Here is a 26,031-nt window from a genome sequence, read left to right as displayed (position 1 = left end):
CTCAGCCGAGGACGTTCAACCAGCTGCGCAGCACGGCCAGGGTGGCTTCATCGAGCTCGCCCTGGCCGGCCTCGATCAAGGCTTGCAATGGGCGGCGCGGGTCAAGGCGCGTGTGCCCGCCTTGCTGGGCGAGATGCGCGATGAAGGCACAGGCCGCGGCATGGGGCTGCGTGCGCAGCAGCCCGATCTGGTCGGCGATCGCGAGGCGCGTGAAGGCCTCGAGCACCGCGTCGCCCGCGCGTTCATGGACCATGCTCACGGGGTGCACCGCGGCATCGGCCGGCGCGATGGCGAGCAGATGCCGCAACAGGTCGGCCACGCGGTCGATCACGGCGCTGGCCTGCCCGGGCGTGAGCCGCTCGCGCCGCCGCATTTCGCACAGGCCGTTGAGCAGGTGCCATTCCGAAAGGGACCAGGGCTGTCCTGCGGCGGGCAGCGCGGCCAGCGCGGGCCCGGCCTCGATGCACGAAGTGGCCTCGCATTGGGCGAGAGCCTGTTGCAGCTGACCGAACATGGCGCCGCACCGGGCGTGGCGCGCAAGCCCGGGATCGAGGGCGATCATGAGGTCGAGCAGCAGGCCCTCGGTCCTGCAGGCCGGATCGCGATCGGCCACGAGCTGGGCGCACAGGTCGGCGTGGACCTGGACCTGGGTGGCGCTCGATTGGTGGTCGAGGTCGAGTGTCACGTCCGCCACCAGGGCCTGCAGCCGGGGCGAGCCCGCCCGGTGCATGAGGTGCCCGAGCAGCAGGGCCTGGGTGGGGGGCGAAGCGGTGGTGGTGCGGTTCATGGGCGTCTCCCTGGGCTGGTGAGCCCGCTGAGAAACGCCCTACCGGGGTGGGTTCCGGTGCGGGCTCACACCGAGCGCATCAAACCCCCGTCCACGCGCAGGCTCTGGCCCGTGATGTAGGCCGCGCCCTCGCCCGCGAGAAAGGCCACGGTGGCGGCGATCTCGTCGGCCGTGCCGTAGCGCTGCATGGGCACGCTGTCGCGGCGCGCATCGGTTGGCGGCAGGCTGTCGATCCAGCCCGGCAGCACGTTGTTCATGCGCACCTTCTGCGCCGCGTACTGGTCGGCGAACAGCTTGGTGAAGGCCGCCAGGCCCGAACGCGCCACGGCCGAGGTGGGGAACATGGGGCTGGGCTCGCCGACCCAGGCGGTGGAGATGTTGACGATGGCCCCCCCGCCTTGCTTCACCATGTGCGGCGTCACCAGCCGCGTGGGCCGGATCACGTTGAGCAGGTACACGTCCATGCCCAGGTGCCATTGCTCGTCGGTGATGTCGAGCAGCGGGCCTTTGGGGCCGTGGCCCGCGCTGTTCACGAGCACGTCGATGCGGCCCCAGCGCTGCAGGGTCTGGTCGACCAGGCGCTGCAGGTCGTCGTTCGACTGGTTGGAGCCGGTCACGCCCAGCCCGCCGAGCTCGCGCGCGAGCGCCTCGCCCTTGCCCGACGAGGACAGGATGGCGACGTGGTACCCATCGGCCGCGAGGCGGCGCGCGGCCGCCGCACCCATGCCACTGCCACCCGCGGTGACGATGGCGACTTTGTGTTCTGCCATGCAGGACTCCTGTTGTGCGAGCCCGCCATTGTGGCGGGACCGGGCATGGGGTTTGCCGGCGACGGGCCCCAGACCAGGAGGCCGCCATGTCGCACGCCCACCAGCACCCGCCGCCGGACCAGGCCCTGGCCGAGCACCCGGCCGACTATTCCGACCCCGAGCTCAAGGCCTACACCGACGAGATCGCCACCGACCTGCTCGAAGAGGTCATGCCCCTCATGCCGCTCGTGGTCCCGGCGATGGGGGTGCTGCAGATCTTCATGTTCGCCTTCGTGGCCATTTACTTGGCTTGAGGGCGTCGCGATCCGGCGCCGGGCCGCCCCAAGCCGGATCAGCCCCCTCGAGGGGCAGCGACCCGCGCAGCGGCGGAGCGTGGGGGCCTTTTCAATCCGCGGTGATCTTGCGTTCCTTGATGATCGCGCCGAAGCGCTTGGAATCGTCCATGCCGCGGCGGCCGAACTCGGCCGGCGACAGCGGCAGGGTTTCGCCGCCCAGGTTCACCAGGCGCTCGCGCACCGCGGGCGTGGCCAGGATCTTGTTGATCTCGGTGTTCAGGCGCGTGATCACGGCCGCCGGCGTGCCCGCGGGGGCGTAGAAGCCGAACACGGTGTCGGCGTCGAAGCCCTTGAGGCCGGCCTCGTCGAGCGTGGGCACGTCGGGGAACAACGGCGAGCGTTTGCTGCTGCCCACCGCGAGCAGCTTGAGGCGGCCGCTCTTGGCGTGCTGCAGGCCGATGCCGGGGTCGAAGGTGTAGTCGATCTGGTTGCCCAGCAGGTCGTTGAGCGCAGGCGCCGCGCCGCGGTAGGGCACGTGCACCGCGTACAGGCCGGCCTGGCTCTTGAACATCTCGCCGGCCAGGTGCGGCGAGCTGCCGTTGCCCGGCGAGCCGTAGCTGAGCTTGCCGGGGCGGGCCTTCACGTAGGCCATGAAGTCCTTGATGTTGTTCACCTCCAGGCCGTTGCGCGCCATCAGGTACACGGCCACGCGCGCGGCCGAGGCCACGGGCACGAGGTCCTTGGTCGGGTCGAAGGCCATGCGCGGGTAGAGGTGCGGGTTCACCGACACCATGCCGCCCGAGGACAGCAGCAGCGTGTAGCCATCGGGCGCCGCCTTGGCCACCGCCTCGCCGGCCACGTTGCCGTTGGCGCCCGCGCGGTTTTCCACCACCACGCTGTGGCCCAGGGCCTCGCCGAGCGGCGTGGCCACGAGGCGCGCGATCTGGTCGGCCGCGCCGCCGGGCGCAAAGCCCACCACCACCTTCACGGGTTTGTCGGGCCAGGCCTGCGCGAGCGCGGCGGGCGCGGCCAGCAGCGCGGCGGCGGCGAGGGCGGTGGCGGTCAGCAAGGTCTTCATGTCGTGTCTCCGGTGCTGTGGTGGAAAAGGAAAACTCAGACGCGCTGCTTCTTCAGGCGCGGGTTGTGGTGCCAGCGGATCGGTTGCGGCTTGATCGGCCGCACCGGCGCGCCGTGCTGTTGCAGCGTGCGGTCGAGCGCGGTGCCGGCCTCGTCGGCGAGCGCGGCCGCGCGCGCCTGCGCCACGGCGCTGGCCGCGTCGGGGCGCGCGGGGTCGGCGAGGTGGTCGACGATGTGCAGCAGGTTGTCCTTGCCGCGTTCGTTGGTGCTGCCGTAGCCCTTGATGAGGCGGCCGCATTGCGCGAGCTCGTGGCCCAGGAGCGCATCGGCGCGCGCGCCGCGCTCGATGGCCGCGAGCCAGCGTTCGATCAGCGCCTGCTCGGTGGCGAAGCGGCTGCCGCGCGCGCGCAGGCCCTTGCAGGCCGCGAGCGTGCGCAGCGCGAGCAGGCCGAACACGCCGTGGCTCGACACCTTGAGCGGCAGGGCCCAGGGCGCCAGGCCGGCCTGCACGCGGCGCTGGTCCCAGGCGAGCACGCGGCGCGCCAGCGGCTCGGGCAGCAGCGCGGCGAACTCGGGCGCGCCGGGCTTGAAGTGGTCGTACACGCGCAGCAGCTCGGCCTCGCCGGCCTTGACCTCGCGGCGCACGCGCGCGGCGCGGCTGGCGCGCGCCTTGAGCTCGGCCACGCGCACGATGTCGTCGAAGGCCATCCACAGCGCGAGCCAGCGCGCGGTCTCGCGCGTGGTGGCGAAGCCCTGGGCCGCGGCGGGGTCGCCCGCGCGCTCGGCTTCGAGCACGCGCTGCAGCCGATCGAGGTAGCGCTGGCCGTAGGCCGCGTTCTGGTACTCCACGGCGCGCGCATGGCCCAGGGCCACGATGTCGTGCAGCGCGGTGGGAAATGGCGCGAGCAGGGCCGCGGGCGTGGCGGGCGCGGCCAGCGGCGCGTCGTCGTCGGTGTCGGTGTCGGCCATGACCTGCTCGACCCAGCGCGCCTGTTCGCGTTGCCGCGTCACGGCGTCGAAGGCGAGCGCGAAGCCGCGCAGGCTGGCCTTGGCGTGGCCGCCCTGGCCCACCACGGCCTCGTAGTCGGTGCGCGCGAAGGGCAGCAGGCCGCTGGCCGCGATGGCGCCGAGCATCACGGCGCTCACCACGGTGCCGGCCTCGCGCGTGAGCGCGGCCATGTCGAGCACGTGCTGGGCGCGGCTGTGTTCGCGGATGAGGGCCAGCAGCGGGGCTTCGTCGCGGCGGCCGTCGCCCATCACCATCTTCTCGGCGGTGGTGAGTGCGCGCGAGGACGAGCTGATCACCAGCGTGTGCCCGGCCGAGGCCAGGCCGTTGGCGATCTGGCGGCCGGTTTCGAGCAGCTCGGACGACACCAGCGCGTCGAGCCGGCCCGGCAAGGGGTTCAGGCCGAACACCGGGCGGCGGCCGCCGAGCTGCGCGAGCGGCACCGGAAAGACCTCGAGGTAGTAGGTGGTGGCGCCGGTGCGCTGGGCCACGCCGGGGATGCTGGTGGCCTGGGCCGCGTAGCCCGCGTGGCGCGCGGTGTCCACGAGCCAGTCGGTCAGCGTGCCGCCGCCTTCACCGCCGAGGGCGCAGAGCAGGAGGGAAATGGGTTGGGTCATGGCGTCAGGCCTGCAGCATGCGGACGAAGGGGGCGCGCAGGGCGTCGAGCAGGCGCTCGTGCCAGCGCGGGTTCTGCACCACCTCGGCGCGGTAGAACGAGGGGCACAGCGTGGCGGCGTGCGCGTTGGCTCCGCACAGGCCGCAGCCCACGCAGCCGTCGATCACCGTGGCCACGGGGTCGACCTTGAGCGGGTCGGGGTTGTCCTTGAGCGTGAGCGTGGGGCAGCCCGAGAGGCGGATGCAGGCGTGGTCGCCGTTGCACACGTCTTCGTCCACGCCGTACTTCACGCGCACCACGCGCTCGCCGCGCTTGAGCAGGCCCGCGATCCAGGGCTTGATGCGGCGCTGGCGTTCGAGCTGGCATTCGCCCTCGGCGACGATGACCTTGAGGCCCTGGAAGTCGGTGGTGAAGGCCTCGGTGAGCGTGGCGCGCACCGTGTCGACCTCGTAGGTGTGCACCGTGCGCAGCCACTTCACGCCCAGGCCCTTCAGGGTGGTCTCGATGGTCTGGTTGACGTGGGCGAGGCTCTGCGCCTTGTTCTCGGCCTGCTCCTTGGCCTCGTCGGCCGGCGTGGAGATGATGTCCTGCGTGCCGGTGGCCGAGGTGTAGCCGTTCTTGAAGATCAGCAGCACCGCGTCGTCGCCGTTGAAGAGCGCGCTCTGCACGCCGGTGAGCAGGCCGTTGTGCCAGAAGCCGCCGTCGCCCATCACCGAGAGCACGCGCCGGCGCATCAGCGGCGACACGCCCGCGCGGCTGGCCAGGCTCATGCCGTAGCCGAGGATGGAGTGGCCGAACGAGAAGGGCTCGAAGGTGGCGAGCGCGTGGCAGCCGATGTCGCCGGCCACGTGCACCGGGCCCACGTCCTGCTGCGCGAGCTTGAGCGCCGAGAACACCGGGCGCTCGGGACAGCCGATGCACATGCCCGGCGGCCGCGCGGGCAGCGGCGTGCCCAGGGCCTTGGCCACATCGGCGCGGCGCTGCGCATTGCCCTGCAGCCAGGCGCGCGCCGAGGCCAGCGCGTTCGTGTCGTCGGCCAGGTAGCGCTCGACGAAGCCGGCCAGGCCCTGGGCCATGACCTCGGCCGTGTATTCGCCCGCGCTGGGCAGCAGGTCTTTGCCGTGCAGCGGGGTGGCGATGCCGGCACGGCGCAGCAGCGTGGCGAGCTCCTGCTCGATGTACTCGGGCTGGCCTTCTTCGAGCAGAAGCACGGCGCGCTTGTCGTCGCAGAAGCGTTCGAGCTGCTCGGGCACCAGCGGGCTCGTCACGTTGAGCACCAGCAGCGGGATGCGGCTCTGGCCGAAGGCGTCGGCCAGGCCGAACTGCTGCAGCGCGCGGATCAGCGTGTTGTAGAGGCCGCCCTGCACGATCAGGCCCAGGTCCTTGTGCTCGCCGTCGAACAGCTCGTTGAGGCCGTGCTCGGCGATGTAGCGGCGCGCCGCGGGGATGCGCTGCTCGCCCTTGAGCTTCTCGTGGCGGAAGGTCACGGGCGGGTGGGCCAGGCGCATGTAGTCGAAGCCCGCCGGCTCCTGCATCAGGCGCTGGGTGGAGATCGCGGGCGCGACGTTGTCCTTGGCCTCGAAGCTGCCGCGGACGTGGCAGGCGCGGATGCGCAGCTCCATGATGGCCGGCATGTTGGACGCCTCCGAGAGCCGGAAGCCGTGCTCGACCATGTGCACCATCTGCGCGAGGTCGGGCCGCGGGTCGAGCAGCAGCATGCCGCTCTTGAGCGCGTAGGCGTGGGTGCGCTCCTGGATCACGCTCGCGCCCTCGCCGTAGTCCTCGCCCACCACGATCAGCACGCCGCCCGTGACGCCCGGCGAGGCCAGGTTGGACAGCGCGTCGGCCGCCACGTTGGTGCCCACGATGGACTTCCAGGTGACCGCACCGCGGATCGGGTAGTGGATGGACGCGCCCAGCATGGCCGCGGCCGAAGCCTCGTTGGAGCAGGCCTCCACGTGCACGCCGAGCCGGTCGAGGTAGGGCTTGGCCTGCACCATCACGTCGAGCAGGTGCGAGACCGGCGCGCCCTGGTAGCCGCCCACGTAGGACACGCCCGACTGCAGCAGGCCTTTGGTGATCGCGAGGATGCCTTCGCCGTGGAAGGTATGGCCCGCGCCGAGCTGGAGGGACTGGATCTCCTCGCCGAATGAAACTTCCAAGCGCCTGTCTCCGTGGGGTGTTTAGCCGGACGAGTATGGGCGCTGACGCGCCATCCATCCATACAATGAGGCGACTATCGGATATGAACAACATGCATGTCAAAGACCTCGACCTGAACCTGCTGCGGTTGTTCGCCGAGGTCTACCGCGCCGGCAGCGTGAGCCGCGCGGCCGAGCGCCTGGGCCTGACGCAGCCGGCCGTGAGCCACGGCCTCACGCGGCTTCGCCTGCTCGTGAAGGACCCGCTGTTCATGCGCGCGCCCGGCGGGGTGCGGCCGACGCCGCGCGCGGTGGCGCTGGCCGACGCGGTGCAGGACGCGCTCGACACGCTCGAAGGCGCGCTGGGCCGCACCAGCGTGTTCGACCCCGCCACCTCGCGCCACCTGTTCCGCATCCACATGAGCGACATCGGCGAAGGCCGCTTCCTGCCCGAGCTCATGGCCTGGCTGCACGTGCAGGCGCCGGGCGTGCGCGTGGCCACGCTGCCGGTGCCGCACGCGGTGCTGGCCGAATCGCTCGACGCGGGCGCGATCGACTTCGCCTTCGGCTTCCTGCCGCAGGTGCGCGAGACGCGGCGCGCCGAGCTGCTGCGCGACCGCTACGTGGTGCTGCTGCGCAGCGGCCACCCGCAGCGCGCGCGGCTGCAGGGGCTGCGCGGGGCGGCGCAGCTGCGGGCGCTGCAACAACTCGATTTCGTGGCCGTGCGCGCGCACGCCGACACGCTGCGCATCCTGCAGCGCACCGGCCTGCAGGAGCGCCTGCGCCTGACCACCGAACACTTCATGGTGCTGCCCAGCATCGTGCAGGCCACCGACCTGTGCGGGGTGATGCCGCGCAACATCGCGCGCGGTTTCGTGCAGGCCGGCGGCTGTGCGGTGGTGGAGCCGGCCTTCGAGGGCGCGGCCTTCAGCGTGTCGCTGCACTGGAGCCACCGCTTCGAGGCCAACCCCGCGCACCGCTGGTTCCGCGAAGGCGTGGTGGGGCTGTTCGCCCAGGCTTGAGCGCCGCGCGCGGTCTCAGGCCGCGGGGGCCGCGTCGAGCAGGCCGGCACGCTCGGGCTTCCTGAAGCCGCTGGACAGCGGCACCGCGCCGGTGCTGTGGCCGGTGTGCTCGCCCAGGCGCAGCGAGGCCATGCGGTAGAGGCCGCGCAGCGTGTCCACGCGCTGCTGCAGCGGCCCGCGCGCGACGATGCGTTCGCCATAACGCTGCAGCACCTGGTGCGCCGATTCGATGAGCTTGGCGTTGCACAGGCGCTCGGCCTCGCTCAGCAACTGCTCCACGGTGCCGCCCGGGTCGCCCTTGAGGCTCAGGCGCATGGCTTCTTCGGAGATCTTGAGCACCTGCGCGTGGCCGCTGGCCAGGGCCTTGGTCCAGGCGGCCTGGCCCTTGGCGGCGCAGCCCAGCAGTTCGCTCATGGCGCGGCTGGTGCCAAAGCGCAGGGCGATCGCGTTGACCACGCCCTCGGCGTCGGGCGGCGCGGCGCCGCGATCGACCATGCGCGTCATGAGCGTGAGCAGGTTGCACGCGGTCTCGACGTCGAAGGCCGGATCGCGCACCTGCTTCATGAACTCGGTGGCGATGGCCTGCACCTCGGCGTTGTTCCTGTGGTGCAGCGCGTTGATGGCGGTGGCGAAGCGGTGCAGCCGGCGCGGGCGCTCGGGTTCGAAACTGCGGTCGGCGTTGCGCGCGAGCTGTTCCACGCAGCGCTGCAGGCCGCGCGTGTCGTTGTTGTCAAAGCGCGCGAGCGCGAGCAGCACCAGGGCCTGGGGGTCGAACAGCTTGGAATCGACGCCCAGGCGCGCGGCGCGGTCGAGCAGTTCCACGCCCTCGGCGCGGTCGCCGCCATAGAAGGCCAGCATGCCGTGCTTGAGCAGCCGGCTCACGGCCGAGGGCGTGAGCCGCGTGGCCATGGCGTAGGTGGACAGGGCCTGCTCGAAGTTGCCGAGCTCGAAATGCGCGCGGCCCATCACGTCGTAGGCGTCGGCGTAGCCGTCGTCGTCGGCGAGCAGGGCTTCGAGCGTGGTCACGGCCTTGGCGGGCTGGCCCGCTTCGAGCTGGGCCCGGGCCACGCCCAGGCGCGCCCAGGGCAGGGTCTTGGCCGCGATCACGGCTTCGTAGAGCTGGCGCGCTTCGTCCAGGCGGGCGCCGCGCAGCAGCAGCTCGGCGCCGATGCGCGCGGCGTAGAGCCAGTAGTCCTCGCGCGCGTGGAAGCGTTCGAGGCACAGCGTGGCGGCGCGCTCGAAGTCCTGTTCGTCGATGGCGCTGAAGATCGCCTGCAGCGCGCGCTTGCGGGCGCGCGCGCTCAGGATGCTCTCGCCCAGGCGCGCGCCGGTGTGCGGCTTGAGCAGGTAGGCGTCGAGCGCCGACTCGGCGGCTTCGGCCACCTTGCTGTAGCTGGCCTCGGCGGTGAGCATGATGAACACCGTGTAGAAGGGCAGGATCTGCTGGCGGCGCAGGTCGTCGAGCAGTTCCTGGCCCGAGCCGCTTTCCTTGTCGAAGCGCTGTTCGCACACGATGACGTCGAAGCGCTGGGCCTCGAGCTTGCGGCGGGCGTCGTTCACGCGCGCGCATTGCGACACGTGGCCCACGCCGAGCTCGCGCAGTTGCGCAACGATGATGGATCGCGATTGCGCGTTGCCCTCGATCACGAGGGCCTGCGATTCGTGCAGGGGGTTGTCGAGAAAGCGCATGCGGACACCTCGGCCCACCGGGCCGTGCCCGGATTCTGCGGCGGCGACCGGCGGTTGATCGCGGGAACTGGCGGGCAAGGGCCGGCCAGTTCAACGCTTCAGACGCGCTCGCCAGGCAGGGGCCCGGCGGGCCCGGCGGGCGTTTCGAAGGCCTCTGCGAACACGCGGCGCAGGCGCTCCCATTCGTCCGCGGTGTCGGCACCGGAGCGCACCGACAGGATGCGCGCCACGGTGTCGCGCCGCGTGCCGGCCGCGATGCGCGGGTGGAGCGCGAACGCGGTCTGCAGCGGCAGCGTGGTGCGCGTCACCGGGCCCGAGACGAGCTTGAGCTTGTCGGCCTCGTACAGCGCGTTGAAGGCGCTGAGCAGCACCGCGGGGTCGAGCTCGTCGAGCAGCGGGCCGGTGGCGAAGCGTTCGCCCTCGTCGGTGAGGCCGCAGCCGTGGCGCAGCGCGGCCAGCGTGCCGTCGTGCAGCGCGACGGGCAGGTCGTGCGCGGCGCTGCAGGGGGCGTCGGGCCACGGCGCCAGGGTCAGGGCGACGAGCTGGCTGGTATGCGCGAGCAGCGCGAGATCGGTCGCGGTCCAGGGTTCGTCGGCCGCGGGCAGGGCCTTCAGGAGCGCGAGCAGTTCGGTGGCCGTGCACACGGGGACGTCGGGCCCCAGTTGCCGCAGCAGGTCGGTCTGCTGCTGCACCGTGGTGGCGATCTCGATGGCCTTGGCCGCGAGGTCGGCGGCCTGGGCCGCCTCGGTGCCGGCGTTCTGGCGCAGCTGGTCTTCGAGGGTGGTGCTCTGCCGGATCTTGGGCGTGAGGGTCTGCAGCACGCCCAGCTGGGCGCTCACCTTCTGTTCGAGCGCGGTCACGAGCGGTGTGGAAAAGCGCTGCCATTCGCCGAGCAGGGGTTCGCCGGCCTCCTGGGCCAATGCGGTCCTCCAGCGCAGCGTGTCGACCTGGCGATGCAGACCGGGCATCTCGCCGCCCAGCTCGTGCACCATCGAGGCGATCTCCTGCACCTGGTCGGCACAGGCCTGGGCGCCCGCGTGCGACATGGCGCTGAGCCGCGCCATGTCGCACGCCTGTTCACCGAGCCGGTCGACGTTGTGGCTCAGCTGCCGGGTTCTCGCGTAGAGGTTGGCCTTGACCAGCTTCACCAGCGCCTGCCAGCGCGCCAGCGCCTGCCGGACCGCCGGGTGCTCGGGGTGGGTGGCGGCGAAGTCCGCCATGCGCAGCGTGTGGGCCTGGAGCGCCTGGACGTCGCGCAGGTGCTGCACACCGGCATCGCACAGCGCCTGGGCCTGCACGTCGATCGGGAACCGGGGCAGCGATTTCACGACGCGCTCGACATGCTCGTCGGTGGGGTTGTACTGGCTGGGCTCGATCGAGGGGTCTTGCACCCAGAACAGCACCATGAGCAGATCGATCGGCAGGCGCTGCAGCGGCAGGTGCGGCGCGTGCAGGGGCAGCAGGGCTTCGTAGACCTCGTTCAGCGAGATGAGGCAGCCCGGTTGCAGCGCCGCGACCAGCAGGCCCTGCAGGCGCATGGCGGTGGCGCGCGGGCCTTCGCGCTCGAGCCTTTCACTCAGCGCGTGGCCGGGCTGCATCAGCGGCCGCAGGGCCGCCACCAGCGCGTCGGTCTCGAAATGCGTCCAGCGGATGGCCTCGATCGCGGCCCGGCGCTGCGCGGCCCACTCGGGGGCCGCGGGCAGGGCGGGCGCGGGCCGGGCCTTTTCTGCAAAGCCGACCCCGACCTGGTCGTAGTCGTCGCCGTGGTCGATCAGGCTGCGCCGCAGCGCCTGGTTCAGGCAGAGCCCGCGCCAGGCGTGGTCGGCCAGGGGCCCGAGCGCTCGCTGGCCGCCGCCGGCCTGCACCCAGGCGATGAAGTAGTCGCACTGCACCGGTGTCAGGCGGTGGGCGGCCAGCACCGCGGCCGACCACAGGCCCGCGGGGGCGTGCGGCGGCAGCAGCCATCGCAAGGCATCGGTCAGGGCCTTGTCCGAGTCGCCCTGGGCGAGGTCGTGGAACAGCTGCTGGAGCGCCTGCTGGCACCGGGCCGGATCCTGGGCGAGGGCCTCGCGGGCCAGCTTGGCAAGCCCCTTGGGCCCGTCAGCGGGGTCGGGTTCATCACCGGTGCGGCGGCGTTTGTCGGCGGGCAGGGCGGAGGAACGGGAGCTTGATGTGGGGCTGGGGGAGCGGCTGCGGATCATGGGCGTTGACGGTTGGACGCACCGGGCGGTGCAGGCGGCGGGGTGCAGCCTGTGTCGTGCCATGCTCCGGGGAGTTCCAGGGCCGTGGGCCCGCGCGCTCACACGCGCCAGATGCGTGGCGGCTCGGCACCCGTATTCCAGGCGAGGCGGCGCAGCCGCGCCCAGGCCGCTTGAAAGGCCGCCATCAGCGGCTCGACCTGCGGCGCCAGCGCGCGCACCACGATCAGGCGCGCATCGGGGCTGGTGGCGCCCGCGAACACGCTGGCGTCGGCGCCGTGCAGGGCCTCGCGCGCGGCCTCGAGCAGGGCTTCGCGCGCCGCGGGCTCGCGGGGTGTGCCGCTGGCCAGCCACAGCGTGCCGAGCGCGCGCTGGCCCGCCAGGCCCACGGGGCCGTCGAGCAATCGCGTGTCGCCCGCATCGATGCGCGCGCGCTCCAGCCACACGCCGGGCCACTCGATCTGCTGGTGCAGCACGCCGCGCACGAAGGGCTCGCCCGCGGCCGGCAGGCCGAGCGCGCACACGTCCCAGCCCAGGCATTCGGCGCCCGGGTCGAGCTGCAGGCTCAGCGTGTTGCGCGCGATGCAGTCGGGGTAGGCGATGGTTTCGAGCGGCAGCCATTCGAGCCGCGCGCCTGCGGCGAGCTGCAGCCGCACGCGCTGCGCGGCCTCGGGGCCGTTGCTGCGGTAGAAGCGCGTCGCGCCCGGGGTGGCGATGAGGCCGTGCGCGCCGCCGTCCACGCGCACGCCGATGTCCAGCGTGTCGCCGCCCACGAGCCCGCCCGGCGGGTGCACCACCACGTTGTGGCAGATGCCCTGGCCTTCGGGGTAGAGGCTCTTGAGGATGCGCAGCGGGCCGCTGTGGCGGTGCTGCAGCGTGGTGCGCCCGCTGGCGCTCTGGTAGTGCAGGTCGAGGGAGGCGTGCCAGGGCATGCGGGGAGTGTAGGCGGCGCACCGCCCCGGGGTGGGTGGCTCAGGCCTTCCAGAAGCCGCGGTGCGCTTCGCTGGCCTCGCCGATCAGCGCGGGACCGATGCAGGCGATGGGGTGGGGCGAGGCCGCGAACACGTCGCGGCACGAGAGCTCGGCGTCGCGCTGCTCGGCGCGCTCGCCGCGGAACACGCGCAGGCGCACCGCGTCGATGCCGTACACCACGCGGCCAATCGCGCTCCAGAAGATCGCGCCCGCGCACATCACGCAGGGCTCGGCCGACGAGTACAGCGTGGCGCGCGCGAGCACCTCGCGCGGAAAACGGTTGCCGAGCTGGCGCACCGCGTTGGTTTCGGCGTGGCCGGTGCAGTCGCCGGTTTCGCCGGTGTTGCAATAGGCCTCGGCGAGCACCGTGCCGTCTTCGCCGATCACCACCGCGCCGAAAGGGCGGTTGCCGCGCTCCCGCGCGGTCAGCGACCAGGCGATGGCCTGGCGCAGGTAGCGGCCGTCGCGTTCGTCGACCGCGACCTCGTCGGGCAGATCGGTGCTCATGCCTTCAGCGTCCGCTCGTTGAGCGAGGGCAGGAAGCCGCGGTGGAAGATGCCCTCCGCGCCGGGGCGGGTCTTGAGCTTGTAGACCTCGCTCACCTCGTCCACCTGCTGCTCCAGCGTGCGCTTGAGCACGTCGCCCAGGCCGTGGCTGCGCGTGTCGGGCGCGGCGATGTACTCGCGTGTGATGCGCCAGCGTTCGAGCTCCACGGCTTCCACGAGGATGGGCTCGCGCGCCTTGGTGGCGGCGATGGCCGCGGCCGGGTCGTTGAAGGCTTCCTGGATGCCGCGGTTGGTGGCCCGCAGGAAAGCCGCGACCGCGCCCGGGTTCTGCGTGATCAGCGCGTTGCCCGCGAGGATGGCGTTGCCGTAGAGGTTCACGCCGGCGTCGGTGTAGCGCAGCACCGAGAGCTCGTCGAGCTTCATGCGCGCGAACAGCGAGACGGCCGAGTCGTGGAAATAGGTGGCGGCGTCCACGTCGCCGCGCACCATCACGTTGTCGCGCTGCGAGAAGTCGGTGGTGGTCCAGGTGAAGAAGTCTTCGTTCACGCGCAGCCGGCGCGCCACCATGGGCCAGGCGCGGCGGGTGGACTCGACCGCCGCGGCCGCGACCTTCTTGCCCTGCAGGCTCTTGAAGTCGCCGGTGATGCCGCGGTCCTTGCGGCCGATGATCGCGAAGGGCGCGCGGTTGTAGTACTGGTACACGGCCTGCACCGCGGGCGTGCCGCCGTTGGCGGCCTGGAATTCGATCAGCGAGCTGATGTCGCCCAGGCCCATCTGGTAGGCGCCGCTCACGATGCGCGTGATGGACGCGACCGAGCCCGAGCCCACGTCGATGCTCACGTCCAGGCCCTCGGCCGCGTAGTGGCCGCGCTGCTGCGCGAGAAAGAAGGGCGCGGTCTGGCCCGTGACGCGGAAGTCGAGCGTGAACTTGATCGGGGTGGGCTTGGGCGCTCCCTGGGCCCACACGCTGGGCAGGGCCAGGGTGGCAGAGGAGGCGAGGGACTGGGCGAGAAAGCGGCGGCGCTGCATGCGGTTCTCCGGCGGGCTGTGAGCGATCCGGCGCGCGCAGGCGCCGGGGCAACCGAGCAATTTCCGGGCGGTGCCTGGTGGGGCGGTCCGCTGAACGCTTCTACTCTTGCGGCTGGTGTTTGCACGAGCCGTGCCAGCCCGCGTTGCACCGCGCCGGTGCGCGCGGTGCACAGCCGTGGGGGGCCGCGGTGGTCTGCGTCTTGCTAGAGTGCGGGCTGAGAGTAGAAGCGTTCAGCCCGCCCCGTGCCCACGGCCCGCGCGAGCAGGAAATTGCTCTTGAGCCCCCCGTTCAAGCCATTTCCGCAGGAGTGCTTCCATGCTCGTCACCCAACAACCCGTCTTCCGCCGCCATTGGCACGCCGTGATGCCGCTCGCGGACCTGCAGGACGGCCCCAAACCCTTCACGCTGCTGGGCGAGAACATCGTGCTCTTTCTCGACGAGCACGGTGAGCCCGCCGCCCTCAAGGACCGCTGCTGCCACCGCACCGCCAAGCTCAGCAAGGGCTGGTGCAAGAACGGCAAGCTGCAGTGCGGCTACCACGGCTGGGTCTACAACCGCAGCGGGCGCGTGATCGAGATTCCGCAGTACGGCGCGGACCGTGAGATTCCCAAGGACTACGGCACCCCGGCCTATGCCTGCACGGCGCGCTACGGCTATGCCTGGGTGGCGCTGGAAACGCCCGAGGCCGAGATTCCCGAGATGCCCGAGTTCGGCGCACCGGGCTGGCGCACCATCTTCCAGTTCCACGAGGTGTGGCACACCAGCCCGGTGCGCGCGCTGGAGAATTCGTTCGACAACTCGCACTTCAGCTTTGTGCACCGCGCCACCTTCGGCGTGGCGGCGCAGCCCAAGCCGAGCAAGTACGAGATCGTCGAGAACGGGCAGGGCTTTTACGCCGAGACCGTGATCGACGCGGCCAACCCGCTGCGCTTCCAGCGCATCAGCGGCGTGAAGGACCCGATCACGCAGCGCCACATGCGCAACGCCTACATGCAGCCGTTCTCGCGCCGGCTCGACATCGAGTACCCGAGCGGGGTGCGGCACGTGATCATCAACTGCTTCACGCCGATCGATGATGGCCGCATCCAGCTGTGCCAATGGCTGTTCCGCAACGACACCGAAGAAGACTGCCCGGCGCAGATGCTGATCGACTTCGACGCCGAGATCACGCGCGAGGACAAGGAGATCCTGGAGTCGACCGACCCGGACGCGGTGGTGGACCTGCGGCGGCGCGGGGTGGAGTTTTCGATGGACTCCGACCGGCCGGGCATCCTGATCCGGCGGCAGCTGATGGCGATGCTGGCGGCTGCGGGCGAGGGGGAGGTGCATCGCTGAGGTGTCGGTGCTCGTGGCGTTTCGCGCGTGGCACCTCGCGCACCCCCGCGATCGCCGGGTGCGCCCCTGCGCGAATGGCCCCCGGCCCGCCGCGCCGGCCCGCTCGCTCAGTGTCCCTTCCGCCACCGCGGCCAGAACACGATCACCGCCAGGCCGCCCAGCACCAGCGCGCAGGCGCCCAGCTTCCAGGCCGGCATGGCCTCGCCCAGGCTCAGGGCCGAGGCGCTCATGCCGAACACCGGCACCAGCAGCGCCATGGGGGTGACCGTGGCCGCGGGGTGGCGTGCGAGCAGCCAGTTCCACGCGCCGTAGCCGAACAGCGTGTTGCCCACGGCCTGCCAGGCCACGCTGGCCCACACCACGCCATCGGCCGCGCGCAGCGACTGCGCGATGGCCGCGGGGCCTTCGGTGAGCAGCGAGAGCAGCAGCAGGGGCGGCACCGCGAACACGCTGCTCCAGACCATGAAGTGCAGCATGTTCACGGGCCCGAGCGACTTGATGACCAGGTTGGCGCAGGCCCAGAAGAAGGCCGCACCCAGGATCAGCCCCAGGCCGAGCAGGGTCACGGTGGCGTCGAGGTTGGCGACGATCACGCCCAGCCCCAGCAGCGCGAGCGCCAGCCCCGCCAGCTGGAAGCCGCGCACGCGCTCGCGCATGAGCCACAGCGACAGGCCGATGGTGAAGAACACCTGCATCTGCACCACCAGCGACGCGAGCCCGGGTGCGATGTGCCCGTTGATGCCCAGGAACAGCAGGCCGAACTGGCCCGCGCCCAGCAGCACGCCGAAGGCCGCCACCGAGCGCCAGGGCGCTGCGGGCCGCGGCACGAACAGCAGCCAGGGCAGGGCCGAGAAAGCGAAGCGCAGGGTCGCGAACAGGAAAGGCGGCAGACCGTCCAGGCCCCAGCGGATGACGACGAAGTTGGTGCCCCAGACCGCGACGACGGCGAGGGCGAGCAGCAGGTGCGAGGTGGGCAAGGGCGGGACCGGCGGTGGGTGAGCGGGCAGTGTAGTCAGTGGCCCGCGGGGCCGCGGTCCGGCCCGGGACATGCGGTTATTATTCGCAACTCGATTGCATTAAGAGAGCTGCCCATGCCCCGCCCGTCCGCCGAAGCCGACGCCGTTCCCGAGCACGTGCAGGCCCGGCTCGACGCCGCCGGCCTGCGCCGCACGCTGGCCACGCGCGCCGTGCTGGGCGTGTTCCTCGCGCGGCCGGGCCAGGGGCTCACCCACGCCCAGGTGCTGCAGGCGCTGCACCAGCGCGGGCACGAGCCCAACCGCGTCACGCTCTACCGCCTGCTCGACCGCCTGGCCGCCTGCCAGGTGCTCGCGCGCCACAGCGACGACCGCCGCACCTGGCGCTTCACGCTGCAGGGCGCCGAGGCCGGCGCGCGCGCGGCGCCGCTGGTGCCGCGCTTCGAGTGCCGCCGCTGCGGCCAGGACCGCGCGCTCGGTGCACTGCCGGCCGCGGGCCGCGGCTGGCTGCGCGCGTTGCAGCGCGGCCTCGCCCGGCAGGGCGACAGCGTGGAGCGCGTGGAGCTCGCGCTGCGCGGCGTGTGCGCGCCGTGCAGCGCCGGCGGCGGCGCCTGATCCTTTTCTTCCGGAACCCATGACCATGACCATGATCAAGACCCTTGTGCTCTGTGCCCTGATCCCGCTGCTGACCCTGGGCAGCGCCCACGCCCAGCATTCGCAGCAGGAAACGCAGGAAGACGTGCAGCGCCACCGCGCGATGGCCCGGGCGCACGAAGCCGCGGCCAAGTGCCTCGAAGCGGGCAAGGGCGAGAAGGTCTGCCACGCCGAGCTCGCGATCGCCTGCAAAGGCCTGGCCATCGGCAAGACCTGCGGCATGCGTCATGCGCACTGAGCCGATGCACTGAGCCGATGCACTGAGCCGACGCACTGAGCCAGCGGCCGGTGCGCAGCGCGGCGATACCATCGCCGGGTGAACCTCGCCTCGCACCCCGTCTTCGTCTCGCTCACCCCCGTGTTCCTGCTGGTCGGCCTGGGCTTCATGGCCGGCCGCCTGCAATGGATCCGCGAGGCCGCGCTCAAGGACCTGTCCAACCTGGTCTTCATGGTGCTGATCCCGGCGCTGCTGTTTCGCACCATGAGCGCGGTGCGCTTCGAGCAGCTCGATCTGCGGCCCATGCTGGCGTACTTCCCGTCGACGCTGCTGCTGCTGGGCCTGTGCGTGTGGCGCCACGGCGCCACCACGCGCAGCGTGGTGCTGGGCCTGGCCGCCACCTTCTCGAACATGGTCATGATCGGCATCACGCTGATCGAACTGGCCTATGGCAAGCAGGGGCTGGTCACGCTGCTCACGCTGGTGTCGGTGCACGCGCTGATCCAGTTGAGCGTGGGATCCATCGTGCTCGAGCTCATCGTCGCGCGCGAAGCGCGCGCCCAGGGCGGCGAGGCGCGCCGCCTCTGGGCCACGGTGGGCTCGGTGGCGCGCGGCACCTTGATACACCCGATTCCGCTGCCCATCATCAGCGGCCTGCTGTTCGCACAGACCGGCTGGTCACTGCCCGGGGTGGTGGACAAACCGCTGCAGCTGCTGGGCAGCGCCTTCGGCCCGATCGCGCTGGTGCTGGTGGGTGTGAGCCTGGCGGCCACGCCGCTCAAGGGCCACTGGCGCGCCGCGCTCGAGGTGGTGGCGGCCAAGAACCTGCTGCTGCCGCTGATGGTGGCGGTGGGCGCGTGGTCGGTGGGGGTCACGGGCCTGCCGCTCACGGTGGTGGTGGTCACCGCGGCGCTGCCCGTGGGCGCCAACGTGTTCCTGTTCGCGCAGCGCTACCAGACTGCGCAGGAACTCACCACCGCGACCATGGGCCTGTCGACGCTCGCGGCGCCGCTCACGCTGAGCCTGGTCATGGGGCTCATGGCCTGGCTCAACTGAGACCGGGGTGCGTCACTGGCTGATCTTGCGCGCCTCTTCGACCTGGTACTCGAAGTAGCGCTGGATGCCGAAGGCCAGGCTGCCCATGAAGGCAATGGTGCCCACGAGCAGCGCCATCACGAGCGCGCCGATGGTGAGCCAGTTGGTGCGCGCCGCGGCCTGACCGGGCGCCTCGGGGTTGAACCAGCGGTCCCATTTTTCGGCGTCGCTGAGCGCGTAGACGATGCCCGTGAGGCAGGCGGCCGCGATGCTCAGGCCCAGGAAGGGGATCAGCACCCACGAGAGCTTGTCGTCCTGACCGTAGGCGAGCACGCGCTCGACGCCGTACCAGCCCAGCGCCGTGGGCAGCGGGTGCAGCCAGCCGATCCAGTCGCCCAGGCCGCGCAGGTAGAAGCGGTGCAGACCCAGCGAGCCGCCGACCAGGGCCAGCCAGACCGCCACGGTCTTGTTCTTCGCGCGCGCCATCAGCCCTCCTGCGGCGGTGTGGTGTCGGCCGCGCCGATGGCTTTTTCCATCAGCACGATGTCCAGCCAGCGGCCGAACTTCCAGCCGCAGGCCCTGACCACGCCGATCTCGCTGAAGCCGAGCGCGCGGTGCACGCCCACCGAGCCCGCGTTCGCGGAATCGCCGATCACGGCCATCACCTTGCGGATGCCCGAGCGTTCGAGCACCGCGATGAGTTCGGCCAGCAGCAGCCGGCCCAGGCCGCGGCCCGCGGCCTCGGGCGCGAGGTAGATCGAGTCTTCGACCGAGAAGCGGTAGGCCGGGCGCGGCTTGAACCAGTTGCCATAGGCGTAGCCGATGACCGTGCCGTTGTCGTCTTCGAGCACCAGCCAGGGCAGCTGCTTGCCCAGCACGTCGGCGCGGCGCTGCGCCATCTCGGCCTCGGTCGGCGGGGTGGTTTCGAAGGTGCCGGTGCCGTGCAGCACGTGGTGGGCGTAGATGCGGGTGATGGCGGCGAGGTCTTCGTCGCGGCTGGGTCGGATGAGCGGCATGCGGCGTGGGAATCTGGGGTGCGCGCGGGCACCGGGCTATAATCGCGGGCTTTGCAGCGTTTCGCTGGCCGGGTGGTCAGTCGTGTGTCTCAAGCGCTGCAGGAATCAACCGGGGTGTGTGCACAAGCCAAACCCCCGGTGAGCAACCACCCGAAGGATAAATCATGGTCGTCATTCGACTCTCCCGCGGCGGCGCCAAGGCCCGTCCGTTCTACAACATCGTCGTGGCCGACAAGCGCGCCCGCCGCGATGGCAAGTTCATCGAACGCATCGGCTTCTACAACCCCCTGGCCAAGGGCGGCGAAGAAACCCTGCGCATCGCCCAGGACCGCCTGACCCACTGGATCGGCGTCGGCGCCACCCCGTCCGACACCGTGGCCCGCCTGGTCAAGCAGGCCGCCGCCAAAGCCGCGGCCTGATCGCGGCCATGAGCGACGCCCTGGTCGCGTCGGCCCTGCCGGCCGACGCCGTCGAACTGGGGCGGATTCTCGATGCCTGGGGCATCAAGGGCTGGGTCCGCATCCAGCCCCACAGCGCCGACACCGAGGCGCTGTTCGCCAGCTCCGACTGGTTCCTGCAGCCGCCCGAAGCCCGCTTCGCGCGCGGCTTTTCTGCTTTCACGGGCTGTGTGGCCGTGCGCGTGGCCGACCTCAAGGTGCATGCCGATGGCCTGGTGGCGCGCTTCGACGGTGTGGCCGATCGCAACGCGGCCGAGGCGCTCAAGGGTTGCCGCATCAGCCTGCCGCGCAGCGCCTTTCCCGAGCCCACCGAGGGCGAGTACTACTGGGTCGACCTGATCGGCCTCGAGGTGTTCAACCGCGAGGGCGTGCACCTGGGCGTGGTGCGCGACCTCATGAACACCGGGCCCACGTCGGTGCTGGTGCTCGAATACACCGAGACCGTGGACGGCGCCGAGCGCTCCGCCGAGCGCATGATCCCCTTCGTCGATGCGTACATCGACGCGGTCGACAAGGCGCAGCGCCGCATCACCGCCGACTGGCAGACGGACTACTGACCCCCACGCTCCGCCGCTGCGCGGGTCGCTGCCCCCCGAGGGGGCTGACCCGCCTTGGGGCGGCCCGGCGGCGGATTGTCTCTCTCGAACCGCACAATCACCGTCCATGCGCTTCGACGTCATCACCCTGTTCCCCGAGCTCTTCGAGCCCTTCCTCGCGCACGGCATCAACCGCCGCGCGTTCGAATCGAAGCAGGTCGACGTGCGCCTGTGGAACCCGCGCGATTTCGCCGATGGCAACTACCGCCGCGTGGACGATCGCCCCTTCGGCGGAGGCCCGGGCATGGTCATGATGGCCGAGCCGCTGTGGCGCTGCCTGCAGGCGATCCGCGCCGAACGTGCCGAGCCCGAGGCGGCGCGCGCGCCCGTGGTGCTGTTCTCGCCCATCGGCGAGCGCCTGGCGCACGCGGGCGTGGAGGCCTGGTCCGCCAGCGCCGGCGCGGTGCTGGTCTGCGGCCGCTATGAAGGCATCGACCAGCGCTTCATCGACGCCTGCGTCGACCGCCAGATCAGCCTGGGCGACTTCGTGCTCTCGGGCGGCGAGATCCCGGCCATGGCGCTGCTCGATGCCGTGGCCCGGTTGCAGCCCGGCGTGCTGGGTGACCAGGGCAGCCACCAGCAGGACAGCTTCAACCCCGCGCTCGACGGCCTGCTCGACAGCCCGCACCACACGCGGCCCGAGGTCTGGCAGGGCCCGGCCGGCCCCATGGCCGTGCCCGAGGTGCTGCTGGGCGGCCACCACGAGCGCATCCAGCGCCACCGGCGCGAGCAAAGCCTGGCGCTCACCGCGCGCCTGCGCCCCGAGCTCATCGCACAGGCCCGCGCGCAGGGACGCCTGGGGCCCGACGACGAGCGTTTCCTGCGCGGCCTGGGCTGAGCCGGGCGCCTGGCTTTCCCGGGGTTGGCCAGTCTGGCTATAATGATCGGCTTTTCGATCCTCTGGCCGGCCGCCGCGACCGGGATCGCGCCCGCCGTTCAGGCGCTGGCGCACCGGATTCGCGGCCTTTAGTGCAGCGCGGCCACGATCGTGGAACAGGAACCATGAACCTCATCCAGACCCTCGAGCAGGAAGAAATCGCCCGTCTGGGCAAGACCATCCCGGCCTTCGCCCCTGGCGACACCGTGATCGTCAGCGTGAACGTGATCGAAGGCACCCGCAAGCGCCTGCAAGCCTATGAAGGCGTGGTGATCGCCAAGCGCAACCGCGGCCTCAACTCCAGCTTCATCGTGCGCAAGATCTCCAGCGGCGAAGGCGTGGAGCGCACCTTCCCGCTGTACAGCCCGCTGATCGCCAAGATCGAAGTCAAGCGCCGCGGTGCCGTGCGCCGCGCCAAGCTGTACTACCTGCGCGACCGCAGCGGCAAGTCGGCCCGCATCAAGGAAAAGCTGGGCGCCTGATCGCCGCATGTCCCCGAAAGCCGCTCTCCGGAGCGGCTTTTTTGTGCGCGCCACACCCTGTTCCACCATGTCCAGCACGCGCCTGCCGCCTTTTGATCCCCGCACCGTGCCCGTGGTCGCCACCGGCGCGAGCGAGGGCCTGCTGCCCGCCCCCGCGCACCGGCTCACGCCCGAAGGGTTGCGCAGCCAGTTCCAGGTGCCGCCTGCGTGGGCGCCCGAACTCGTGCGCGAGCGCCGCTTCGCCGACCGCGAACCGGCCGACGCCGCGGTGCTGCTGCCCCTGGTGCAGCGCGAGCACCTGAGCCTGCTGCTCACGCAACGCACGGCCCACCTGTCCACGCACTCGGGCCAGATCGCGTTCCCGGGCGGCAAGGTCGACCCCGAGGACGCCGACGCCGTGGCCGCTGCGCTGCGCGAGGCCCATGAGGAGATCGGCCTGAGCGCCGACCACATCGAGGTCGTGGGCACGCTGCCCGAGTACATCACCGGCACGGCCTTTCACATCACGCCCGTGGTGGCACTGGTGCGGCCCGGCTTCGAACTGCGGCCCAATCCGCACGAGGTCGACGACGTCTTCGAGGTGCCGCTGCCCTTTCTGATGGACCCGCGCCACCACCGCCGGCACGCCTTCGCTTTCGAGGGTGCGGTGCGCGAGTGGTACTCCATGCCCTGGCACGACGGTCGCCAGGAGCGCTTCATCTGGGGCGCGACCGCGGGCATGCTGCGCAACCTCTACCGGTTCCTGTCGGCCTAGTTCGTGGCCCGTGCGGCGCACCGATACGGTGCCCCACTATCATGCAGGGCATGGGATTCCTGGCCATTCTGTTGGCGCTGCTGATCGAACAAGCGCGCCCCTTGTCTTTCGACAACCCCGTTCATGCGGGCCTGCGCGGCTGGAGCCGCAGCGTGCGCCGCAACCTTGACGCGGGCGAGCGCTCGCACGGCTGGATCGCCTGGCTGCTTGCGGTGGGGGTACCGGGTCTGGTGGCGGCGCTCGTGTACCACGGCCTGTGGCAGATCAGCGGCTTCCTCGCGTTCGCCTGGACCGTGGCCGTGCTCTACGTGACCCTGGGTTTCCGCCAGTTCAGCCACCACTTCAGCGAGATCCGGCGCAGCCTGGAGGAGGGCGACGAGCGCACCGCGCGCGAGCAGCTCGCGTCCTGGTTGCGCGTGGACGCGAGCAGCCTGCCGCGCGCCGAGTTGCTGCGCCAGGTGATCGAGCATTCGGTGCTGGCCGCGCACCGCCACGTGTTCGGCGTTTTCGTGTGTTTCATCGTCTTCTGGATCGCGGGCCTGGGCCCCGCGGGCGCGGTGGTCTACCGGCTCGCCGAGTACCTCTCGCGCAACTGGCGCGCGCGCCCCGACGGCACGCCCAGCCTGCCGCTGCGCGAGGCCGCCACCACCGCGTGGCGCTGGCTCGACCACATCCCCGCGCGCATCACGGCGCTGGGGTTTGCGGTGGTGGGCAACTTCGAGGAAGCGGTGGGCAGCTGGCGCGCCGATGCCGAGCGCTTCGCCCCGGGCAGCGACGGCGTGGTGCTGGCCGCCACCTCGGGCGCGATGAACGTGCGCCTCACGCCGCAAGACCCCACGGTGGTCGAGCCCGACGAGACCGACCCCGGCGCGCGGCCCGAGCCGCAACTGGCCCACCTGGGCAGCGTGGTGGGCCTGGTGTGGCGCGCGGTGGTGCTGTGGATGCTGCTGCTCGCGCTGCTCACGCTCGCGCGCGTCTGAGCCCGCGGCCTCAGTAGGTGGGTTTGGCCGCGAGCTCGTCGAACAACTCGCCGTACAGGCGGTAGCGGGTTTCGTCGATCGCGAGCGGATCGCTCGCCGGGTCGGTGCCCACGTGCGGCCGCAGGCCGCAGCCCGGCTCGTGCCGGTGAGTGCAGTTGTGGAAGCGGCAATCGCCCAGCGTGGCGCGCAGGTCGGGCATGAGGCGCGCGAGTTCGGGCGCTTCCAGGTGGTACAGGCCGAAGGCCTGGAAGCCCGGCGAGTCGATGAGCGCGCTCTGGCGCTCGGCGTCCATCCAGTACCAGGTGGTGGTGGTGGTGGTGTGGCGGCCCGAATTGAGCGCGCGCGAGATCTCGCCGGTCTGCGCGCCCGCCTCGGGCACCAGCCGGTTCACCAGCGTGCTCTTGCCCACACCCGAGGGCCCGAGCACCAGCGTGCTGCGGCCGCGCAGCCGCGCATGCAGCGCGTCCAGTCCGTGGTCGGTCTTGAGGCCCAGCGGCAGCACCGGCGTGCCCATGCGCCGGTGCGGTTCGAGCCGGGCCCAGGCCTGTTCGAAGGGCGCCCCGAGGTCGTGCTTGTTGAGCACGATCAGCGCTTCGATGCCCGCGGCCTCGGCCGCGATCAGCGCGCGCGCGAGCTGCATGTCGGAGAACACCGGATCGGCCGCGAGCAGCACCAGCACCTGGTCGAGGTTGGCCGCAAACGACTTGGTGCGCATCTCGTCCTGCCGGTAGAGCAGGTTGTCGCGCTCGAGCACCTGCTCGATCAGGCCCTCGTCGCCGCTGTGCGACCAGCGCACGCGGTCACCCACCACCACGCTGCTTTTCTTGCCCCGCGGGTGGCAGAGGATGCGCTGGCCATCGTCGCCTTCGACGAGGCAATGGCGGCCGTGCGCCGCCACCACCCGCCCGGCGAACGTGCTGCCCATCAGCCCTTGAGCAGCGCGTTGACGGCCGCGGCGCAGAACATGTCGCTGACCGAGATGCCGTTGACGTCGTGGGTGTTGAAGCGCACCGTGACTCGGCTGTAGCCGAAGGCCACGTCGGGGTGGTGGTCCTCGCGGTGCGCGATCCAGGCCACGGCGTTCACGAAGGCCATGGTCTCGTGGAAATTGGCGAAGCCGAATTGGCGCTCGATCGCGCCGTCGATGAGTTTCCAGCCGTCGGCGGTGTCGCCGTTGAGCTGGCTCAGCTGCGTGACGATCTCGGTGGCATTGAGCGCGCGGCGGTTCTGGTGGATCGGATTCATGGCGGTGCGGGAAACGGGCCGCTCAGGCGGCCGACAGGCGCGCCAGGCGTTCGCTGGCGGGCGGGTGGGAGTAATAGAAGCGCGCGTACACCGGGTCGGGCGTGAGCGTGCTGGCGTTGTCCTTGTAGAGCTTGAGCAGCGCGCTCGCGAGGTCGCTGCCGCGGGTCTTTTCCATCGCGAAGGCATCGGCCTCGAACTCGTGGCGGCGCGAGAGCTGCGCCATCAGCGGCGACAGGAAGTAGCTGAACAGCGGCACCACGAGCAGGAACAGGATCAGCGCGAGCGCATCGTTGGGCGTCTGCATCGAGGGCTCGACGCCCAGGCCGTTGTAGAACCAGGCCTGCGACGCGGCCCAGCCCAGTGCCGCGAAGCCCAGCAGGCTGAGCGCGAACAGCAGCGCGATGCGCTTGTGGATGTGGCGGCGCTGGTAGTGGCCCAGCTCGTGCGCGAGCACGGCGTCGATCTCGTCGGCGTTGAGCTGCTGCAGCAGCGTGTCGAAGAACACCACGCGCTTGGCCGCACCGAAGCCGGTGAAGTAGGCGTTCGCGTGGGCGCTGCGCTTGCTGCCGTCCATCACGTACAGGCCTTGCGCCGAGAAGCCGCAGCGCGCCATCAGGGCGTTCACCCGGTCCTTCACCGCCGCGTCGGTGAGCGGCTCGAACTTGTTGAAGAGCGGGGCGATCAGCGTGGGGTAGAGCACCAGGGCCAGCAGGTTGAAGGCCATCCACACGCCCCAGGCCCAGAGCCACCAGGTGGGACCGGCCGCGCCCATGAGCCAGAGCACCAGCGCCACCACCGGGCCGCCCACGAGCACGCCCACCAGCAGGCCTTTGAGGCCGTCGGCGATCCACAGGCCCAGGCCCATCTTGTTGAAGCCGAAGCGCGCTTCGAGCCGGAAGGTGGCGTACCACGACAGCGGCAGGCCGATCAGCCCGCCGATGAGTGCGAAGGCGCCGATCAGGGCGAGCTGCTGCCACAGGCCCGGACCCAGCAGCGCGAGCAGCGCCTGGTTGAGCAGGTCGAGGCCGCCAAGCAGGGTCCAGCCCACGAGCACCGCGGCCTCGAAGGCCGTGGTGAGCAGGCCGAATCGGGTCTTGGCGATGGTGTAGTCGGCCGCCTTGCGGTGCGCTTCGAGCGGGATGGTGGCGTCGAAGGGGGCGGGCACGGTGTGACGGTGGCGCGCCACGTGGCGGATCTGGCGGCTGGCCAGCACGGTGCGCGTGAGCAGCCCCAGGGCGAGCAGGGCGCAGAAGACGGCGGTGAAGGCGAGGGCGGCGGTGTCCATGAGGGTGCCAAGTCTAGCGGGGACGATCAGAGAC

Annotated in this window: 28 protein-coding genes; 12 read left to right on the top strand and 16 right to left on the bottom strand. The window is 71.3% G+C overall.

Features of this window, described 5'->3' with window-relative positions; all coding sequences use genetic code 11:
• Window position 1: 1 nt before the first annotated feature.
• The gene (locus tag WDZ95_RS03405) at window positions 2-787 is read right to left on the bottom strand and encodes a hypothetical protein (protein WP_425776194.1); all 786 of its coding nucleotides are present in this window, start codon (window positions 785-787) and stop codon (window positions 2-4) included.
• 65 nt (window positions 788-852) lie between these two features.
• Window positions 853-1,557 carry an SDR family oxidoreductase gene (locus tag WDZ95_RS03400; RefSeq protein ID WP_425776193.1) on the bottom strand — a complete coding sequence of 235 codons (705 nt, stop codon included), beginning with the start codon at window positions 1,555-1,557 and terminating at the stop codon, window positions 853-855.
• A gap of 86 nt (window positions 1,558-1,643) precedes the next feature.
• Here WDZ95_RS03400 and WDZ95_RS03395 point away from each other — a divergent pair, with 86 nt between their 5' ends.
• Window positions 1,644-1,850 carry a hypothetical protein gene (locus WDZ95_RS03395; RefSeq protein ID WP_425776192.1) on the top strand — a complete coding sequence of 69 codons (207 nt, stop codon included), beginning with the start codon at window positions 1,644-1,646 and terminating at the stop codon, window positions 1,848-1,850.
• Window positions 1,851-1,941: 91 nt separating this feature from the next.
• Here WDZ95_RS03395 and WDZ95_RS03390 read toward each other — a convergent pair whose 3' ends face one another.
• From WDZ95_RS03390 to WDZ95_RS03380, 3 genes are read right to left on the bottom strand one after another with little or no spacing between them, the layout of a single operon-like run.
• A complete protein-coding gene (locus WDZ95_RS03390; protein ID WP_425776191.1) occupies window positions 1,942-2,910 on the bottom strand; it encodes a Bug family tripartite tricarboxylate transporter substrate binding protein in 969 nt (322 codons plus the stop codon).
• A 35-nt stretch (window positions 2,911-2,945) separates the two neighbouring features.
• The gene (locus WDZ95_RS03385; RefSeq protein WP_425776190.1) at window positions 2,946-4,532 is read right to left on the bottom strand and encodes an indolepyruvate oxidoreductase subunit beta family protein; all 1,587 of its coding nucleotides are present in this window, start codon (window positions 4,530-4,532) and stop codon (window positions 2,946-2,948) included.
• Between the two features lie 4 nt (window positions 4,533-4,536).
• Window positions 4,537-6,693 carry an indolepyruvate ferredoxin oxidoreductase subunit alpha gene (locus WDZ95_RS03380; protein WP_166227258.1) on the bottom strand — a complete coding sequence of 719 codons (2,157 nt, stop codon included), beginning with the start codon at window positions 6,691-6,693 and terminating at the stop codon, window positions 4,537-4,539.
• Window positions 6,694-6,785: 92 nt separating this feature from the next.
• Between WDZ95_RS03380 and WDZ95_RS03375 the strand changes: the two genes are divergently transcribed.
• Window positions 6,786-7,694 (top strand): LysR family transcriptional regulator, encoded by a 909-nt coding sequence (locus WDZ95_RS03375; RefSeq protein ID WP_425776189.1) that lies wholly within the window; start codon window positions 6,786-6,788, stop codon window positions 7,692-7,694.
• 15 nt (window positions 7,695-7,709) lie between these two features.
• On the opposite strand, the gene WDZ95_RS03370 is transcribed toward WDZ95_RS03375, so the two are convergent.
• The 5 genes from WDZ95_RS03370 to WDZ95_RS03350 form a co-directional block, all read right to left on the bottom strand.
• Window positions 7,710-9,383: a tetratricopeptide repeat protein gene (locus tag WDZ95_RS03370; protein WP_425776188.1), complete on the bottom strand. Its 1,674-nt coding sequence runs from the start codon at window positions 9,381-9,383 to the stop codon at window positions 7,710-7,712.
• 98 nt (window positions 9,384-9,481) lie between these two features.
• Window positions 9,482-11,584: a hypothetical protein gene (locus WDZ95_RS03365; protein ID WP_425776187.1), complete on the bottom strand. Its 2,103-nt coding sequence runs from the start codon at window positions 11,582-11,584 to the stop codon at window positions 9,482-9,484.
• A 98-nt stretch (window positions 11,585-11,682) separates the two neighbouring features.
• Window positions 11,683-12,513 (bottom strand): urease accessory protein UreD, encoded by an 831-nt coding sequence (locus tag WDZ95_RS03360; RefSeq protein ID WP_425776186.1) that lies wholly within the window; start codon window positions 12,511-12,513, stop codon window positions 11,683-11,685.
• A 40-nt stretch (window positions 12,514-12,553) separates the two neighbouring features.
• Window positions 12,554-13,060 carry a nucleoside deaminase gene (locus tag WDZ95_RS03355; protein WP_425776185.1) on the bottom strand — a complete coding sequence of 169 codons (507 nt, stop codon included), beginning with the start codon at window positions 13,058-13,060 and terminating at the stop codon, window positions 12,554-12,556.
• The gene (locus WDZ95_RS03350; protein ID WP_425776184.1) at window positions 13,057-14,088 is read right to left on the bottom strand and encodes an ABC transporter substrate-binding protein; all 1,032 of its coding nucleotides are present in this window, start codon (window positions 14,086-14,088) and stop codon (window positions 13,057-13,059) included. The genes WDZ95_RS03355 and WDZ95_RS03350 overlap by 4 nt, the downstream gene beginning before the upstream one ends.
• A 316-nt stretch (window positions 14,089-14,404) precedes the next feature.
• On the opposite strand from WDZ95_RS03350, the gene WDZ95_RS03345 reads away from it, so the two are divergent.
• The gene (locus tag WDZ95_RS03345) at window positions 14,405-15,424 is read left to right on the top strand and encodes a Rieske 2Fe-2S domain-containing protein (RefSeq protein ID WP_425776183.1); all 1,020 of its coding nucleotides are present in this window, start codon (window positions 14,405-14,407) and stop codon (window positions 15,422-15,424) included.
• Between the two features lie 107 nt (window positions 15,425-15,531).
• On the opposite strand, the gene WDZ95_RS03340 is transcribed toward WDZ95_RS03345, so the two are convergent.
• A complete protein-coding gene (locus tag WDZ95_RS03340; protein WP_425776182.1) occupies window positions 15,532-16,401 on the bottom strand; it encodes an EamA family transporter in 870 nt (289 codons plus the stop codon).
• Between the two features lie 114 nt (window positions 16,402-16,515).
• On the opposite strand from WDZ95_RS03340, the gene WDZ95_RS03335 reads away from it, so the two are divergent.
• The 3 genes from WDZ95_RS03335 (at window position 16,516) to WDZ95_RS03325 (ending at window position 18,325) form a co-directional block, all read left to right on the top strand.
• Complete coding sequence (locus WDZ95_RS03335; RefSeq protein WP_425776181.1) at window positions 16,516-17,013, top strand: Fur family transcriptional regulator; 498 nt, start codon at window positions 16,516-16,518, stop codon at window positions 17,011-17,013.
• Between the two features lie 31 nt (window positions 17,014-17,044).
• Window positions 17,045-17,290 (top strand): hypothetical protein, encoded by a 246-nt coding sequence (locus tag WDZ95_RS03330; RefSeq protein ID WP_425776180.1) that lies wholly within the window; start codon window positions 17,045-17,047, stop codon window positions 17,288-17,290.
• A 78-nt stretch (window positions 17,291-17,368) separates the two neighbouring features.
• Window positions 17,369-18,325, top strand: a complete 957-nt coding sequence (locus WDZ95_RS03325; RefSeq protein WP_166227248.1) for an AEC family transporter — start codon at window positions 17,369-17,371, stop codon at window positions 18,323-18,325.
• 12 nt (window positions 18,326-18,337) lie between these two features.
• On the opposite strand, the gene WDZ95_RS03320 is transcribed toward WDZ95_RS03325, so the two are convergent.
• Window positions 18,338-18,790 (bottom strand): TM2 domain-containing protein, encoded by a 453-nt coding sequence (locus WDZ95_RS03320; protein ID WP_166227247.1) that lies wholly within the window; start codon window positions 18,788-18,790, stop codon window positions 18,338-18,340.
• Entirely contained in the window at window positions 18,790-19,320 is a 531-nt protein-coding gene (locus tag WDZ95_RS03315) for a GNAT family N-acetyltransferase (protein WP_425776179.1), read from the bottom strand. The genes WDZ95_RS03320 and WDZ95_RS03315 overlap by 1 nt, the downstream gene beginning before the upstream one ends.
• 164 nt (window positions 19,321-19,484) lie before the next feature.
• On the opposite strand from WDZ95_RS03315, the gene rpsP reads away from it, so the two are divergent.
• The 6 genes from rpsP to WDZ95_RS03285 all read left to right on the top strand — a co-directional run bounded on the left by rpsP (window position 19,485) and on the right by WDZ95_RS03285 (window position 23,467).
• Window positions 19,485-19,739 (top strand): 30S ribosomal protein S16, encoded by a 255-nt coding sequence (rpsP, locus tag WDZ95_RS03310; protein ID WP_166227245.1) that lies wholly within the window; start codon window positions 19,485-19,487, stop codon window positions 19,737-19,739.
• Window positions 19,740-19,747: 8 nt separating this feature from the next.
• Window positions 19,748-20,335: a ribosome maturation factor RimM gene (rimM, locus tag WDZ95_RS03305; protein ID WP_425776178.1), complete on the top strand. Its 588-nt coding sequence runs from the start codon at window positions 19,748-19,750 to the stop codon at window positions 20,333-20,335.
• Between the two features lie 106 nt (window positions 20,336-20,441).
• A complete protein-coding gene (gene trmD / locus WDZ95_RS03300; protein ID WP_287468960.1) occupies window positions 20,442-21,212 on the top strand; it encodes a tRNA (guanosine(37)-N1)-methyltransferase TrmD in 771 nt (256 codons plus the stop codon).
• A gap of 164 nt (window positions 21,213-21,376) precedes the next feature.
• Complete coding sequence (gene rplS / locus WDZ95_RS03295; RefSeq protein ID WP_166227242.1) at window positions 21,377-21,733, top strand: 50S ribosomal protein L19; 357 nt, start codon at window positions 21,377-21,379, stop codon at window positions 21,731-21,733.
• Window positions 21,734-21,800: 67 nt separating this feature from the next.
• Window positions 21,801-22,487 carry a CoA pyrophosphatase gene (locus WDZ95_RS03290; protein WP_425776177.1) on the top strand — a complete coding sequence of 229 codons (687 nt, stop codon included), beginning with the start codon at window positions 21,801-21,803 and terminating at the stop codon, window positions 22,485-22,487.
• A gap of 50 nt (window positions 22,488-22,537) precedes the next feature.
• A complete protein-coding gene (locus WDZ95_RS03285) occupies window positions 22,538-23,467 on the top strand; it encodes a CobD/CbiB family protein (RefSeq protein WP_166227240.1) in 930 nt (309 codons plus the stop codon).
• A 10-nt stretch (window positions 23,468-23,477) separates the two neighbouring features.
• Here WDZ95_RS03285 and rsgA read toward each other — a convergent pair whose 3' ends face one another.
• Genes rsgA through WDZ95_RS03270 form a run of 3 tightly spaced genes read right to left on the bottom strand, consistent with a single transcriptional unit; the run spans window position 23,478 to window position 25,997 of the window.
• Window positions 23,478-24,392 carry a ribosome small subunit-dependent GTPase A gene (gene rsgA, locus WDZ95_RS03280; protein ID WP_425776176.1) on the bottom strand — a complete coding sequence of 305 codons (915 nt, stop codon included), beginning with the start codon at window positions 24,390-24,392 and terminating at the stop codon, window positions 23,478-23,480.
• Entirely contained in the window at window positions 24,392-24,712 is a 321-nt protein-coding gene (locus WDZ95_RS03275; protein WP_166227238.1) for a 4a-hydroxytetrahydrobiopterin dehydratase, read from the bottom strand. The genes rsgA and WDZ95_RS03275 overlap by 1 nt, the downstream gene beginning before the upstream one ends.
• Window positions 24,713-24,734: 22 nt before the next feature.
• Complete coding sequence (locus WDZ95_RS03270; RefSeq protein WP_425776175.1) at window positions 24,735-25,997, bottom strand: M48 family metallopeptidase; 1,263 nt, start codon at window positions 25,995-25,997, stop codon at window positions 24,735-24,737.
• Window positions 25,998-26,031: the final 34 nt, after the last annotated feature.

It is taken from the genome of Hydrogenophaga sp. T2 (assembly GCF_049843535.1).
GTDB lineage: Bacteria > Pseudomonadota > Gammaproteobacteria > Burkholderiales > Burkholderiaceae_C > Hydrogenophaga > Hydrogenophaga crocea.
This window is presented reverse-complemented; position numbering and strand designations above follow the sequence as displayed.